This is a genomic window from Candidatus Pelagibacter sp. HIMB1593 (assembly GCF_052047755.1).
GTDB lineage: Bacteria > Pseudomonadota > Alphaproteobacteria > Pelagibacterales > Pelagibacteraceae > Pelagibacter.
This window is the reverse complement of record NZ_JBNAJK010000001.1, coordinates 708,571-722,851: the sequence shown is the minus strand read 5'-3', so window position 1 is coordinate 722,851 and position 14,281 is coordinate 708,571. Positions and strand designations below refer to the sequence as shown.

Here is a 14,281-nt window from a genome sequence, read left to right as displayed (position 1 = left end):
TTTCCCTCTCATTAAATATATATTTAAGTGCAGAAAATATACCTAAATTGAACCTCTGTGTCTATTATCTAAAAACTATAATTATTTTGCAAAACCTGTAAGTAAAGGAATGGTCATTGAGATTGATGGGAAGTACGTAATTAAAAATATTACAATTGCTTCTACTGCTAAAAATGGCAATATAGCTTTTGATATAGTTTCAACTCTTTCACCGGAAACTGATGATGCAACAAATAAAACTAAACCCATTGGTGGTGTTGCTAAACCAACAGTTAAGTTAACTGACATAATAATTGCAAAATGAACTGGATGTACACCTAATTCTACAAACACTGGTCCTAGTATTGGTCCTAAAATAATTATTGCAGGACCTGCATCTAAAAACATTCCAACAACAAATAGTAAAATATTTATAAGAAACAATAAAATATAGGGATTATCAGTTAATCCTAAAACAAATTCAGCAAGATATTCTGGTGCATGAGATAAGCTAACAACTGTTTTAAAAGCCATTGCAGCACCAACCAAAAGTAATACTACAGATGAAACCATTGCAGCTTTTGTCATAACCTTTGGTACGTCTTTCCACTCTAAAGATTTTAAAACAAACAAGCCAATAAACATTGCGTAAGCAGCTGCAACTGCAGATGCTTCAGTTGGAGTAAAAATTCCTCCAAGTATACCTCCTAGAATTATAACAGGAGTCATCAATGGGAAAAAAGCTTTCAAAGAAGCTTTTCCTCTTTGTCTCCATGTTGTCTTTTTTGTTACGGCAGGAAAATTATATCTTTTAGCCATAAACTTGATTGTAACCATCAAACTAACACCAACTAAAATTCCAGGAATAATACCTGCTAGGAATAAGGCAGCTACGCTCTCTCCCATAACGTATGCATAAATAATCATTATTCCTGAAGGTGGAATGATTGGACCGATTACTGAACTCGCTGCGGTAATTGCTGCTGAAAATTTTTTAGTATACCCTTGCTTCTCCATAGCAGGAATTAACATCGAACCAATTGCAGAAGTATCTGCAACTGCAGATCCAGATAGGCCAGCAAAAAGCATTGAAGTTAAGACGTTAACATGTGCTAAACCACCTTTTAAATGCCCCATCATCGCCTGGCTAAATTCTACTAATCTTTGAGTAATTCCTCCCCTATTCATTAGTTCACCAGCTAACATAAAAAAAGGAATTGCCATTAAAGGAAAGCTATCAATACCATTGTAAATATTTCTATAAAGCATTGCTCCATCTCTAGATTGATCATTCAGCCAAAGTAAAATTCCAGGAGCAGCCAACAATCCAAAAAATACTGGTAATCCAATTAACAAAAATAATAAAAATAAAGGGAGAAACCAAATTAACATTATTGGGTCTCCAATTTTTGTTTATCTAAATCTTCAGGTAATTCTAATTTTGTAAAATTACTTAAAAAATTTCTTAAAATTAACTCTATGTTTACTGAAATCAAAAAAACAATTCCAACAGGTAACGACATATACATCCAAGCTAATTTTATTGGCTCTGCTTTGCCACCAATTAGATTAAATGGAATTTTGATTGAAGCTGAATTAAATATCCATCCAGCATTAATGTGTTTCAAACCTAATTCAAGTCCAATGATCAAAACAAATAAAGATATGATCAATAAAAATAAGGTTAAAAAAGTTGATATGATTTTAGGTAAAAATCTTTCCAGCATATCAATTGAGACAAAACCACCCCATCTATAAGCTGAAGGAGCAATTAACCCTGTCATCCATAGCATTAAAAATCTCGCAACTTCATCAGGCCAAGGTAATGCGTTGTTGAGAACATATCTAAAAAAAACCTGGATCATAATTACGACAACCATTAAAAAAATTGCGATCCATGCAAATTGTCTTCCAATTCTTAGAAAAAAAGTATTTATCTTTTCAAGAAAGTTAAAAATGTAAAGTAGAGTTTTTATAGTTAAATTCACAACTAAATTTATTTTAATAAGAAAATAATTACAACTTTTTAAAAAACTATTTTACATTGTTAGATATTTTTCGTATTAGAAAAGCCTTCAACAGAAAAGCTTAAATAAAATTATGAGTAATAAAAAGAAAATTCTAGTTATCCAAAAAGTTCATGATAAAGGTATGGAATTAATTAATAACCATCCAGATTTTGATGTAGAGGTAACTGACGATGTTTCAGTAGAAAACTTAAAGGCTAAAATAAAAGATTGTGATGGTGCTTCAATTAGAATAGCAAAACTACCAGGTGAAGTAATTAACGAAGCCAAAAATCTTAAAATAATATCTAGACATGGAGTTGGCTACGATAATATTGATTTAAAAACAGCTAAAGAAAGAGATATCAAAATTGCTATTACAGCTAATGCAAATGCAGTTACAGTTGCGGAGCATGTTATGTTTGTCTTGCTAAATATTGCAAAAAGAAGAGAGCTTTATCATACAACGGTTAAAGAAGGTAATTTTAAGGATAGAAATAAATTACCCAAGACTATTGAAGTATGGAAAAAAAATTTCCTAATTATGGGATTTGGTAGAATCGGTAAAGCACTTATTAAAAGATGTTTAGGATTTGAAATGAATGTATTCGTCTATGATCCATTTGTAGATAAAGATACAATAGAGAAGCTTGGTGGAAAAAAAGTTGATAGTCTTGAAGAGGCAGTAAAAACAATGGATGTAATATCTTTACATATGCCTTTAACAGAAAAAACAGAAAATCTTATTAATTATGATTTACTTAAAACGATGAAGAAAAACTGCATCATCATTAATGCTGCAAGAGGTGGAATTATTCATGAGGAAGATCTTGATAAGGCTTTAAATGAAGATTTAATATTTGGAGCAGGTATTGATGTATTTAAACAAGAACCACCAGAAAATGATAATCCTCTCTTAAAGAATGAAAAAGTTTATTTAAGTCCTCATACAGCGGCATTTACTGATGAATGTATGACAAGAATGGGGGTAGAAACAATTCAAAATATAATTGATTATTTCGATGAAACATTGGAAAAATCAAAAATTGTAAGACTATAGTAAAAGATTTAATCTAAAAAATAGATTTATTATTTATTGAAAATTAACTTTTATAAATCTCAATACCACTAAGATTTAAAGTTTCAGTTAAATACTTGTAACCTATTTTTGCATATTCGAATGGATTTGCTTTTGCAGGATCTTGTTCTGCCTCTACTACTAACCATCCAGAATAATTTTTTTCTTTTAAAACATCAAATAAAGGCTTGTAATCAATACATCCATCGCCTGGAACTGTAAATGCACCTTCTAAAAATGCCCCTCTAAAACTTAAGTCTTCTTTTAAAGATTTTTCTAAAACATTTTTTCTAATGTCTTTACAATGCATATGAATTAATCTTTCACTAAAGTTGTTTAATATTTTTAATGAGTCTCCCTGAGCAAACAACATATGACCAGTATCTAATGTAAGTTTTACACTATCATGAGTGTTCTCAAGTAATCTTACTGTATCTTCTTCTGTCTCTATTACAGTTCCCATATGATGATGATAAGCAAGCGGCATACCTTCATCCTCAAGATATTTTCCCATTTCAGAAATTTTTTCATAATATTTTTTAGACTCTTCAAGATCCATTTGAGGTCTTGTAGATAATTTTCGATTTGGATCTCCTTGAATTGAGCCAGAAACTTCAGCAAAAACCATACATGGTGAATCACAATCTTTAAAAAGTTTTAGTTGATCTTGAATGAGATTTTTTTCTTCATCAACACTATTTGTTCTTAAATTAGCTCCATACCAACCTGAGCAAAGATTTAATTTAAATTCGTTAAGCTTAGGTATTAATTCTTCTGATTTTTTTGGAAATTTACCACCAGATTCAATTCCAATAAACCCTGCTTGACTAGCTTCAGATAAACATTGTTCTAAAGAAGTATCACCACCCAATTCTGGCATATCATCGTTACTCCAAGCAATTGGTGCTATTCCTAATTTTACTGACATATTAATTATTTAAAAAGTTAAATTTATTTTTAAATTATGATGTTTTGTGCATCAAGAAAATTATAATTTAATTTGATGTTTAATTCATCATTTAAAAATGTTTCTTGATTTTATTTTTTAATTCTGTTCTATATTCTTATGCTTAACTTTTCTTTAATGGGAGCAGGACGAATTGGAAAAATGCATGCTAAATTTATTACAGCACATCCGAATGCAAAATTAAAATATATATATGATGTTAATTCAGAATTTGCTAAAGAAGTATCAAAATCAACAGGATGTTCAATTGCATCTTCACCTGAGGAAGCAATAAATTCAGATGATGTAGATGCAGTTCTTATCGCTTCAGCTACACCAACACACACTCAATTTATCACAATGGCTGCAAAAGCAGGAAAAGCAATTTTCTGTGAAAAGCCAATTGATTTAGATATCAATAAAGTAAATGAATGCATGGAAAATATAAAGGAAACAAACGTTCCTATTCAAATCGGCTTTAATAGAAGATTTGATGCAAGTCATGCAAAAGCTCAACAAGCAAGAGTAAAAAAAGAAATTGGTGAATTAGAAATGGTTGTTATTACAAGTAGAGATCCTGAGCCCCCAGGGATTGACTATCTAAAAGCTGCAGGAGGATTTTTTAGAGATACCACTATACATGATTTCGATTTAACAAGATTTATTTTAGGGGATGATCCTGTAGTTCAGATATCTGCATTCGGAGGTGCTTTGTTTGATAAAAATTCACAGCAAGAAAAAGATCTAGATACAGCAATGTTTATTCTAAAATCAAAAAAAGGCGTTTTAATCCATATTAATAACTCTCGAAGAGCAGTTTATGGATATGACCAAAGAGTAGAGGTATTTGGAAGTAAAGGCATGGTAATTTCAAACAATCAAACCCCAACTTCTTTAGAAAGATACACAAGTACATCTACAAATGAAAAAGAACCCATACATTTCTTTTTTATTGAAAGATATGAGCAAGCTTACAGAGATCAATTTAATGAGTTTGTAAAATGTGTTGAAGATAAAACAAAACCATTAGTAGGATTTGAAGATGGGAGAAACGCTTTAATAATAGCTAATGCAGCATATGAATCATTTGAAAGTGGCAAAGTTGTAGATGTAAAATTCTAAAATGAGCATTCTTTCTTTAAATAATATAGAAAAAAATTTTGGAGCCATACAGGCTTTAACAGGGGTTAGTTTTGATATTAAAGAAGCTGAAACTGTAGGATTAATGGGTGATAATGGAGCGGGTAAATCTACACTACTAAAAATTATAGCTGGTAATTTTAAACCTTCAAATGGTGAAATAAAGTTTGAAAATAATACTGTATCATTTGAAAAACCAATAGATGCAAGAAAATCTGGTATTGAGGTAGTTTATCAAGACTTAGCTCTTTGTAATCATTTGACTGCAGCATCTAATGTTTTTCTAGGTAGAGAGATACAAAAAGGTATTTGGCCATTTAAATATTTGGATTATCCAGCAATGTTTAAAAAATCTTCTGAATTATTTGAGGAACTTAAATCTGAAACTCGACCAAAAGATTTAGTTATGCAAATGTCTGGGGGACAAAGACAGGCTGTGGCTATTGCAAGAACTAGACTTACAAATCCTAAATTAGTTTTAATGGATGAACCAACAGCAGCAATTAGTGTTAGACAGGTTGCTGAAGTATTAGATCTTATAAAAAGATTAAAAGATCAAGGAATAGCTGTAATGTTAATTAGTCACAGAATGCCAGATATATTTGAAGTATGTGACAAGCTAGTAGTATTAAGACGAGGCGAAAAGGTTTGTGAAAAAAATATAAAAGATTCTTCTACAGAAGAAGCAACAGGCCTAATTACAGGAGCAATAGACAGAGTATGAGTTCACTAAAATTTAATCAAGAAATAATCTCTAAGACAGAAAAAAATGTATTTCAAAAACTTGTTTCTGAACAATCTTTTTGGGTAACAGTAGCTTTATTTGGGATTTGTTTTATTATGTTTTTTGTAGAAGATGCTTTTTCTAGCAAAGACAATCTTTTTAATATTACACGAAACTTTTCTTTCATTGGAATAATGGCAATTGGAATGACATTTGTAATTATTACCGCTGGAATAGATCTATCAGTTGGATCAATAATGGGTGTCACAGGAGTAATATGTGGTTTATTTTTGGATGCACAATTTTTGCCTGAATGGTATTCCAAAGCTTCTTACTTTGAGGGAGTATACGTTTGGGTATCAATAATTTTAGCTTTACTTGCTGGTACATTAATTGGTGCAGTAAATGGATATCTAATTGCTTATGTTAAACTTTCTCCTTTTGTAGTCACTTTAGGAATGATGGCTGCTGCAAGAAGTTTAGCTTTAGTAGTCTCAAACAATAAAATGTTTTATGAATTTGGACCTAAAGATGAAATGTTTTATGAAATTGGAGGAGGTTCAATGCTAGGTCTTGCTAACGCAACTTGGTTATTAATATTTCTTACGATAGTTATGGGTTTAGTATTGAAATATACCTCATATGGCAAACATGTTTTTGCAGTTGGTAGTAATAAAAAAGCTGCTGAATTATCTGGAATTAATACGAGATGGATTGAAATGTCAGTCTACATGATCAGTGGACTATTTGCGGCAATTTCTGCTGTTATGATAGTTGGATGGATGGGCTCTGTAACTAATGCTTTAGGTTATACTTACGAATTAAGAGTTATTGCAGCAACAGTTATTGGTGGTGCTAACTTAATGGGTGGTGTTGGTGGTACTTTTGGGGCATTTATTGGTGCTGCATTAATGGAAACAATTAGAAACAGTCTTCTAATGGCTGGAATTGACCCTTACTGGCAAGGAACATTTTTAGGAATATTTATCGTAGGTGCGGTTTGGTTGGAAAAAGTTAAAAATAAGAAGAATTAATTAATAAACTTTTTTATCCATACAATTATATTTGTTGAAAATTAATATATCTGAAAAAAAAGAATTTTGATTATCTGAATTTTTCTCAAAATCTAAAATTTTATCAAATGCAACTTTAATTTCTAATTCGACATCATGGCTTATAACAAAATCCATTTTATTATTTTCTAAAAGATCTCTAGAATTTTTATTTAGTTCATGACCTACAAATACAATATGATCTTTTACATCCATTTCACTAATTGCTTTTGCGACACCTAAATTTCCTCCAGCAATATTATAAATTCCTAACGGTGGTCCATTTTCTTTAATATATTTTTTAACATATTTGTAACTTTGTTCCGATGTATCTAAATTAAAAACACTTTCTTTAATTTTAAGATTTGGAAATTCTGATCTTAATACTTTTCTAAAACCTAGCTCTCTTTCCTGTTGGCACCTGTATGGCATGCTCATGACCATCAAAATTGAACCTGATCTTTTCCCAACATTTTTTCCAATTATATTTGCAGCAGTAGATCCAGCATTAGATTGATTATTACCTATATAAGCTGATCTGTTCGAATTTGGAAAATCAGTGGTTAATGTAATTACAGGTTTTCCTTCACTTGCAATTTTACTTAGCTCGTTATTTATATTTTGATCCTCCTGTGAAACTATAATCACTGCATCAAACTTTGAAGTTTCTTTTAAAATTTTTACAAATTGACTAGGTTTAAATTCCTTTGCAGGAATAAAATATTTTATCAGATTAAACTTATAAATTTCATTATTAATTTTATCTAAACTCTCCTCAAGAGTCTTGTTATATGAAGGTCCTGATTGACAACAAATTAAAATATTTTTAGTTTGATTTTTATTATTTCCGTTTTGAAGGTTATTTAAAATTTTTAAGATTTTATCTTTAGTTTTTTTACTCACACCTTTTCTGTTATTTAAAACTCTATCTACAGTCGCTGTACCATACCCTGACTCATCAGAAATTTTCTTTATAGAGACATTTTTCCAATGATTTTTCATGCAAACATGGTATCATTAAATGATGTAAAATCAATCATTTGATGTATCACTTTTTAGTTGTATTACATCATTTTACTTGAAACTAAGACTCATTCTAAATAGTATTTGTTTAATAAATTAACTAACTAATAGAGAGAGAAATATGAGAAAAACAATAATTGCAATGTTAGCATTTATTTTTGTGTCAATTTCTGGAATTTCATATGCAGCTGATAAAGTTTTTGCATTAGTTCCAAAAGCTATGAACAACCCGTTTTTTGATTTAGCGAGAGATGGTTGTAAAGTTGCTGAGAAAGAAATTGGTGGGATAGAGTGTTTATACATTGGACCTGGAGAGCATACTGAACAAGAACAAGTTCAAATTGTTCAAGATTTAATTGCTAAAGGTGTTGATGGAATTGCTGTTGCATCTTCTAATGCGGCTGCAATGGCAAAAGCTGTTAAAGGAACAGATATTCCAATTATTACTTGGGACTCAGATCTTTTAACTAAAGATGCTGGTTTAAGAGCAGCTTATGTTGGAACAAAAAACTATGACATTGGTGTATACCTTGCGCAAATCGTTATGATGTTAAAACCTAACGGTGGTGAAATTTGTATACAATCTGGTGGTGCTGCAGCTGCAAACCACAATGAAAGAATGTCAGGAATAAGAGACACTATTGCTGGAAGAGCAGATTCAGGAACTTATCCTAGTGCAGCTCTTAAAGGTGAAAATGGATGGACTGAAGCTAGCGGATGTCCTCTGTACACGAACGATGATTTCCCTCTTTCTGTACAACAAATGGAAGATATCTTTGCAAAACATCCAAACCTAACAGCATTTGTACCAACTGGAGGTTTTCCTCAATTCGTATCTAAAGCTTTCAGAAGAGTTGCTGAAAAGCACGCAGATAGAATTGGTTCTATGAAAACTGCTGTTGTAATTGCAGATACTCTTCCAATGCAAATGGAAGATTTAGATGCTGGAAGAACACATGGTCAAGTAGGTCAACAACCTTATATGATGGGCTACAAAGCTATGTATGTTCTTAAAGATATAGTAGATGGTAAAGCATTAAAATTTGACAACCCATCACTAAAAGCAATCTATACAGGTCTTGATGTTTGTATGAAGCCAAACATTGGATCTTGTATTGCGGGATAAAATCATTATTCTTCTTAAAAGTTTCTAAGCCCAATTTTTATATTGGGCTTAGTTGTCTGTATAACTTAAAATTTTATGACTAATAAATATATATCTGATCAAGCTAACCAGTTTAAAAATAAAATAATAATTGTAACAGGAAGTACTCAAGGTAGTGGAGCTGAGACAGCAAAATTGCTTGCAAGCAGAGGTGCTAAAGGAATAACTATCTGTGGAAGAAATAAAGATAAAGGAAACAAGGTAAAAGCTGAAATAGAAAGTATGGACGTGGAATGCTTATACGTTCAAGCTGATTTAGAAAAACTTGAAGATTGTAAAAAAATAGTTTCTGAGACTGATAAAAAATTCAACACTGTAGATAGTTTTATTAATGTTGCTGCTTTTACAGAAAGAGGAACGATCTTAAGCACTACAGAGGAAAATTATGACAAAAATTTTAATGTAAATGTAAAAGCTCCTCTTTTTATGATGCAAGATGTTATAAAAATAATGATTAGAGATAAAAAAAAAGGAACTATTGCTCATATTTTATCAATGGCTGGATATAGTGGTATGCCTTTCTTAACTGCTTACAGCTCTTCTAAAGCAGCATTAGCTATAATGATTAAAAATGTTGCAAATTCAGTATCTGGGCACCAAATAAGAGTGAATGGTGTAAATTTAGGTTGGACAGATACGCCAGCAGAAACAGTAATTCAAAAAAAATTTCATAATGCAGATGATGACTGGTTAAAAAAAGCGGAAGCCAAAGTTCCATTTAAAAGACTAAACAAACCTTTGGATGTTGCTAAGATCTTAGCTTTCTTGTGTTCAGATGAGTCGGGTATTATGACTGGAAGTATTGTTGATTTTGATCAAACAGTTGCAGGATGGCATTCTTATTCAGCATATGACACTAAGATTTTAGATGAGAGTATTTTGGGAGAGTGAACCTAATTTAAAATAACTTATGAAAGTTATTGATTCACATCAACATTTTTGGGATCCTTCAAGGGGTGATTATCATTGGATGCCAAAAGACAATCTAATATTAAATCAAAAATATGAAGTTAAAGATTTAATTCAAGTTTCTGACTCAATAGATTTACACAAAACTGTTTTAGTTCAAGCTGCAGCAACTAATGCAGAAACTGAATATATGTTAAACATTGCTGAAGGTTCTGATTTAGTTTGTGGAGTTATTGGTTGGGTAAATTTTGAAGACCAAAATCAATTAGAACAATTAAAAATTTTCTCAAAACATCCTAAATTTCTTGGTGTAAGACCTATGATACAAGATATTCCAGATGAAAATTGGGTTTTAAATAAAAATTTTGATATTTTTTTTAAAAATATAATTAATTTAGATTTAAGCTTTGATGCACTAGGATTTCCAGTGCACTTAGAAAATTTTTACAAAATTGCTACAAAATATCCTTCTCTAAGATTTATCATAGATCATTTAATGAAACCAAAAATCTGTAATAATAAACAAGAAGAATTTATTCATTGGCAAAAAGGTATGAATAAATTATCTAAGCTAGAAAATGTATATTGTAAATTTTCTGGTATGGTCACAGAAGCCTGCGAAAATTGGACTGAGCAAGATCTAAAGCCATATATAGATGAAATATTAAATCTATTTACTGATAAAAAAATTTTGTGGGGGTCAGATTGGCCTGTTTGCAACTTAAGAACAAACTATTTAGGATGGTATAATGCAGCAACAAATTTACTTAAAGAATTAAGTATAGCTGAAAAACAAAACATCTTTTATAATAATGCAGTAAAGTTTTATAAACTAAAAATATAATTTATGAAAAAAAATAAAATCAAAAATACTGGTGTTGAAGTCACTGAATTGAGTTTTGGAACTTCTTCTTTAGGAAGTATGCCTGATACTTACGGTTATGAAGTACCTGAACAAAGAGCTCAAGAAACACTAAAAAGATTTTTTCAAGGTCCAGTAAATTTGCTTGATACTTCAAGAAATTATGCAATGGGAGAAAGTGAAAAAAGAATTGGTATAGCAATAAAAGAAAACGGTGGATGGCCAGAAAACTTTGTCTTATCAACTAAAATTGATAGAAATATGGACACATTAGTTCTTGATAAAAAAAGAACAAGAGAGTCTGTTGAAGAAAGTTTAAAAGCTTTAAACGTTGATTCTGTAGACGTTTTATTTCTACATGACCCAGAATACGTAAAAGATATAAATGACGTAACTAAAAAAGATGGGGCTTTGGATGAATTGTTTAAAATTAAAGAAGAAGGTTTGGCAAAAGCAGTCGGTTTAGCTATGGGAAGAATAGATATTATGTTCCCAATCTTAAGAAAGTGGGACTTTGATGTCATAATAAATCACAACAGATACACTTTGTTAAATAGAGAAGCAGATGAAATGTACAGCTATGCTCATAGTAAAAATATATCTATTTTCAACGCTGCCCCTTACGCGGGCGGTGTTCTGGCAAAAGGTCCAAGTAATTTTAAAAAAATAACTTACCAGGATGCTACTGAAGAAAAACTTGCACCAGCTAGAGAAATAGAAAAAGTTTGTAAGAAATATAATGTTGAAATGGGTGCTGCAGCTTTACAATTTTCTATGAAAGATAAAAGAATAACATCTACTATTTGTGGTGTTACTAGTGTTCAGAGTATTGAGAAAAATATTTCATGGGCTGAAACAGATATTCCAGAAGAATTTTGGAATGAAGTTTTAAAATTACCTTACTCAACGAAAGATCCAGAGTCTGAGAGGAAATATACTCCAGGTTAAATTTTAAAAAAATTTAAGACAAATAGATTTTATAATTAATCTGAATTATTTTCATAAAGGGTTGGAAACATTTTACCACTTAAATCATCACCGTTTTTATATCCATTAGCCTCTATAATTGATCTTTCTTCTCTAGCCCAATCACCTCTATAAATTATTTTTGAATTTTCTTTCGCCATTCTAAGTGTAAATCTATTTATATCTGATTTTGGAGTAGTTTCGTGCAGAGCTCCATGCAAAGTCCTAATATCAAAATATACACAATCTCCTACTTCTAAATCCCATTCTAAAAACTCATAATTTTCTTTATTAGAAATTATATCTGGTGTTAATTCATACTTAACACCATTCACAACTCCTTCTGCTCCATCAACTTTATGGCCATCTTTAAAACGAGTTCTTAGAAATAATTTATCCCACAAATGAGAGCCTTTTATCCAGGCTATAGAGTCTTCTTTTCTTACTGGTTCAAGAGGTATCCACAAAACACACATGGAACCTTCAAAATCAAAATAAGAAATATCATGATGAAATGGTGGTTTAGATGTAGAGCCAGCTTCTCTAAAAAACCAATTATCCATTACTAAATTAATCTGCTTAGCATCTAGTAATTCAGAGGCAATTTTAGCTGTAGGTGAATTAAAAACAAAATTCTCAAATTCTTTATGCAAGTTCCATGTCCAAAAATCCTCTAAATAACAAGGTAAATTTGGATCTGTGGTATGATTAGTAAACCTTGGGCTTGGATTGTTTTTTGCTTTATTTATTCCAGATCTTAGAAGCTCAATCCATTTGATATCAAATTTATTTCTTAAAAATACCGCTCCATCTCTTTTAAATAGTTTGATCTCATTATCATTTAAAATTTGACTCATAGATTATTTAAGAAATAATACTCAATATACCATATGAATATTCTCAAAGATAGTTTTGGACGGAGGTTTCCATACATAAGATTGTCAATATCTGATGTGTGTAATTTTAAATGTGGCTACTGTTTACCTAATGGTTATAAAATTGATAAAAGTGATAACAGAACCTTTATCACTAAAGAAGAAATTGGAAGACTTGCAAAAGCTTTATCAGAATTAGGTGTGTCTAAAATAAGATTAACTGGAGGAGAGCCTACAGTTAGAAAAGATTTTTTGGATATAATTAAAATAATTAAAAAAAATTCAGGTATTAAAAAAACTGTAATCACTACTAATGGATATCACTTAGATAGAATTGCAGATGATTTAAATAAGAGTGGTCTTGATGGTATAAATATAAGTATTGATAGTCTTGATCCAAAGACTTTTAGAAAAATTACTGGACATGATAGATTAAATGAAATTTTAGAAGGAATTAAAAAATTACAAAAACTAAATTTTAAAAATATTAAAGTTAATGCAGTCCTTCTTAGAGGCGTTAATGATAAAGAAGAAGATTTTAAAAGTTGGGCTAATTTTATAAAAAATAATCAAATTGATTTTAGATATATAGAATTAATGCAAACTGGAGATAATTTAGATTATTTTAATCAGTATCATGTGTCTGCAAATAAATTTACAAATTATTTAAAAAATAATAATTGGGTTATTCAAACATTTGGTAAAGATGCTGGTCCTTCAAAGAATTATATAAATCCTGAATACAAAGGAAAATTTGGTGTTATTGCACCCTACTCAAAAGATTTTTGTAAGAGTTGTAATAGACTAAGAATAACTGCCAAGGGTGATTTAAGATTGTGTTTATTTGGAAATACTGGAATAAATATTAGACACTTGATGCAAAGAGATGACCAAACTGAAGAACTGAAAGATTTAATTTTGAAACAATTAAATTATAAAAAAGAATCTCACTATCTTGAAATAGGAGAAACAGGATTAACAAAAAATCTATCAACAACAGGTGGATAAGATGAAAAATTTAAAGATTGTAACTAACAACGATTTAAAAAACTGGGCAAAAGAAATTTTTAAAAAAAATTCATTTAAAATGATTGATGTTTCTGAAAAAAAAGAAACTTTCCGTAGAGCTTTGGCATCAGGCAAAATATATGTTGGCAAAGAGGTATTTGAACTTATTAAAAATAAAAAGATGCCTAAGGGTGATCCAATTACTTTAGCAGAGGTTTCGGCAGTATTAGGAGTTAAAAAAACAAGTGAATTAATACCTTTGTGTCATCCTCTTCCAATAGATCATACCGCTACTAAAATCATAATGAATGAAGAAGAGTGTTCTCTAGAAGTATACTGTGTGGTTTCTACTTATGCCAAAACAGGTGTGGAAATGGAGGCAATAATGGGAGTAAATGCAGCTCTGATTACAATTTACGATTTAAGCAAAATTGTAAATCCTCATCTAAAAATAGATAATGTAAAATTATTAATTAAAGAAGGTGGAAAAACTGGATTATGGAAAAATCCAGATGGACTTCCAAATTTTTTAAAAGATTTTTTCTAAA

General features: G+C 30.4%; 15 protein-coding genes. 10 read left to right on the top strand and 5 right to left on the bottom strand.

All coding sequences use genetic code 11. From position 1 onward, the window contains the following. Positions 1 to 81: 81 nt before the first annotated feature. The gene (locus ACTTA0_RS03720; RefSeq protein ID WP_440614589.1) at positions 82 to 1,371 is read right to left on the bottom strand and encodes a TRAP transporter large permease; all 1,290 of its coding nucleotides are present in this window, start codon (positions 1,369 to 1,371) and stop codon (positions 82 to 84) included. Continuing rightward, entirely contained in the window at positions 1,371 to 1,967 is a 597-nt protein-coding gene (locus tag ACTTA0_RS03715) for a TRAP transporter small permease (RefSeq protein ID WP_440614590.1), read from the bottom strand. The genes ACTTA0_RS03720 and ACTTA0_RS03715 overlap by 1 nt, the downstream gene beginning before the upstream one ends. A gap of 112 nt (positions 1,968 to 2,079) precedes the next feature. Here ACTTA0_RS03715 and ACTTA0_RS03710 point away from each other — a divergent pair, with 112 nt between their 5' ends. Continuing rightward, positions 2,080 to 3,045: a hydroxyacid dehydrogenase gene (locus tag ACTTA0_RS03710; RefSeq protein ID WP_440676142.1), complete on the top strand. Its 966-nt coding sequence runs from the start codon at positions 2,080 to 2,082 to the stop codon at positions 3,043 to 3,045. A gap of 43 nt (positions 3,046 to 3,088) precedes the next feature. Here the strand turns inward: ACTTA0_RS03710 and iolE are convergent, their stop codons facing one another. Further along, positions 3,089 to 3,991 (bottom strand): myo-inosose-2 dehydratase, encoded by a 903-nt coding sequence (gene iolE, locus ACTTA0_RS03705; RefSeq protein ID WP_440676141.1) that lies wholly within the window; start codon positions 3,989 to 3,991, stop codon positions 3,089 to 3,091. Positions 3,992 to 4,129: 138 nt separating this feature from the next. On the opposite strand from iolE, the gene iolG reads away from it, so the two are divergent. The 3 genes from iolG to ACTTA0_RS03690 are packed head-to-tail and all read left to right on the top strand — an operon-like array spanning position 4,130 to position 6,907. After that, positions 4,130 to 5,131, top strand: a complete 1,002-nt coding sequence (gene iolG, locus ACTTA0_RS03700) for an inositol 2-dehydrogenase (protein WP_440676140.1) — start codon at positions 4,130 to 4,132, stop codon at positions 5,129 to 5,131. A 1-nt stretch (position 5,132) separates the two neighbouring features. After that, positions 5,133 to 5,873, top strand: a complete 741-nt coding sequence (locus tag ACTTA0_RS03695) for an ATP-binding cassette domain-containing protein (RefSeq protein ID WP_440614594.1) — start codon at positions 5,133 to 5,135, stop codon at positions 5,871 to 5,873. After that, complete coding sequence (locus tag ACTTA0_RS03690) at positions 5,870 to 6,907, top strand: ABC transporter permease (protein WP_440614595.1); 1,038 nt, start codon at positions 5,870 to 5,872, stop codon at positions 6,905 to 6,907. Before ACTTA0_RS03695 ends, ACTTA0_RS03690 begins: the two co-directional genes overlap by 4 nt. Here ACTTA0_RS03690 and ACTTA0_RS03685 read toward each other — a convergent pair whose 3' ends face one another. After that, a complete protein-coding gene (locus tag ACTTA0_RS03685) occupies positions 6,908 to 7,927 on the bottom strand; it encodes a LacI family DNA-binding transcriptional regulator (RefSeq protein WP_440614596.1) in 1,020 nt (339 codons plus the stop codon). It abuts the gene before it with no gap. A 142-nt stretch (positions 7,928 to 8,069) separates the two neighbouring features. On the opposite strand from ACTTA0_RS03685, the gene ACTTA0_RS03680 reads away from it, so the two are divergent. The 4 genes from ACTTA0_RS03680 to ACTTA0_RS03665 all read left to right on the top strand — a co-directional run bounded on the left by ACTTA0_RS03680 (position 8,070) and on the right by ACTTA0_RS03665 (position 11,832). Beyond that, positions 8,070 to 9,074: a substrate-binding domain-containing protein gene (locus ACTTA0_RS03680; protein ID WP_440651178.1), complete on the top strand. Its 1,005-nt coding sequence runs from the start codon at positions 8,070 to 8,072 to the stop codon at positions 9,072 to 9,074. A 75-nt stretch (positions 9,075 to 9,149) separates the two neighbouring features. Further along, a complete protein-coding gene (locus ACTTA0_RS03675) occupies positions 9,150 to 10,004 on the top strand; it encodes an SDR family oxidoreductase (protein WP_440614598.1) in 855 nt (284 codons plus the stop codon). A 19-nt stretch (positions 10,005 to 10,023) separates the two neighbouring features. Continuing rightward, positions 10,024 to 10,866 carry an amidohydrolase family protein gene (locus ACTTA0_RS03670; RefSeq protein WP_440676139.1) on the top strand — a complete coding sequence of 281 codons (843 nt, stop codon included), beginning with the start codon at positions 10,024 to 10,026 and terminating at the stop codon, positions 10,864 to 10,866. Between the two features lie 3 nt (positions 10,867 to 10,869). Then, positions 10,870 to 11,832, top strand: coding sequence for an aldo/keto reductase (locus ACTTA0_RS03665; protein WP_440676138.1), 963 nt, complete (start codon positions 10,870 to 10,872; stop codon positions 11,830 to 11,832). Between the two features lie 35 nt (positions 11,833 to 11,867). Here the strand turns inward: ACTTA0_RS03665 and ACTTA0_RS03660 are convergent, their stop codons facing one another. Beyond that, positions 11,868 to 12,707 (bottom strand): phytanoyl-CoA dioxygenase family protein, encoded by an 840-nt coding sequence (locus tag ACTTA0_RS03660; RefSeq protein WP_440676137.1) that lies wholly within the window; start codon positions 12,705 to 12,707, stop codon positions 11,868 to 11,870. A gap of 33 nt (positions 12,708 to 12,740) precedes the next feature. Here ACTTA0_RS03660 and moaA point away from each other — a divergent pair, with 33 nt between their 5' ends. Both moaA and moaC read left to right on the top strand, forming a co-directional pair. After that, on the top strand, positions 12,741 to 13,733 hold the full coding sequence (gene moaA / locus ACTTA0_RS03655; RefSeq protein WP_440676136.1) for a GTP 3',8-cyclase MoaA: 993 nt from the start codon (positions 12,741 to 12,743) through the stop codon (positions 13,731 to 13,733). 1 nt (position 13,734) lies between these two features. Then, positions 13,735 to 14,280: a cyclic pyranopterin monophosphate synthase MoaC gene (gene moaC / locus ACTTA0_RS03650; RefSeq protein WP_440676135.1), complete on the top strand. Its 546-nt coding sequence runs from the start codon at positions 13,735 to 13,737 to the stop codon at positions 14,278 to 14,280. The last annotated feature ends 1 nt before the right edge of the window (position 14,281 follow it).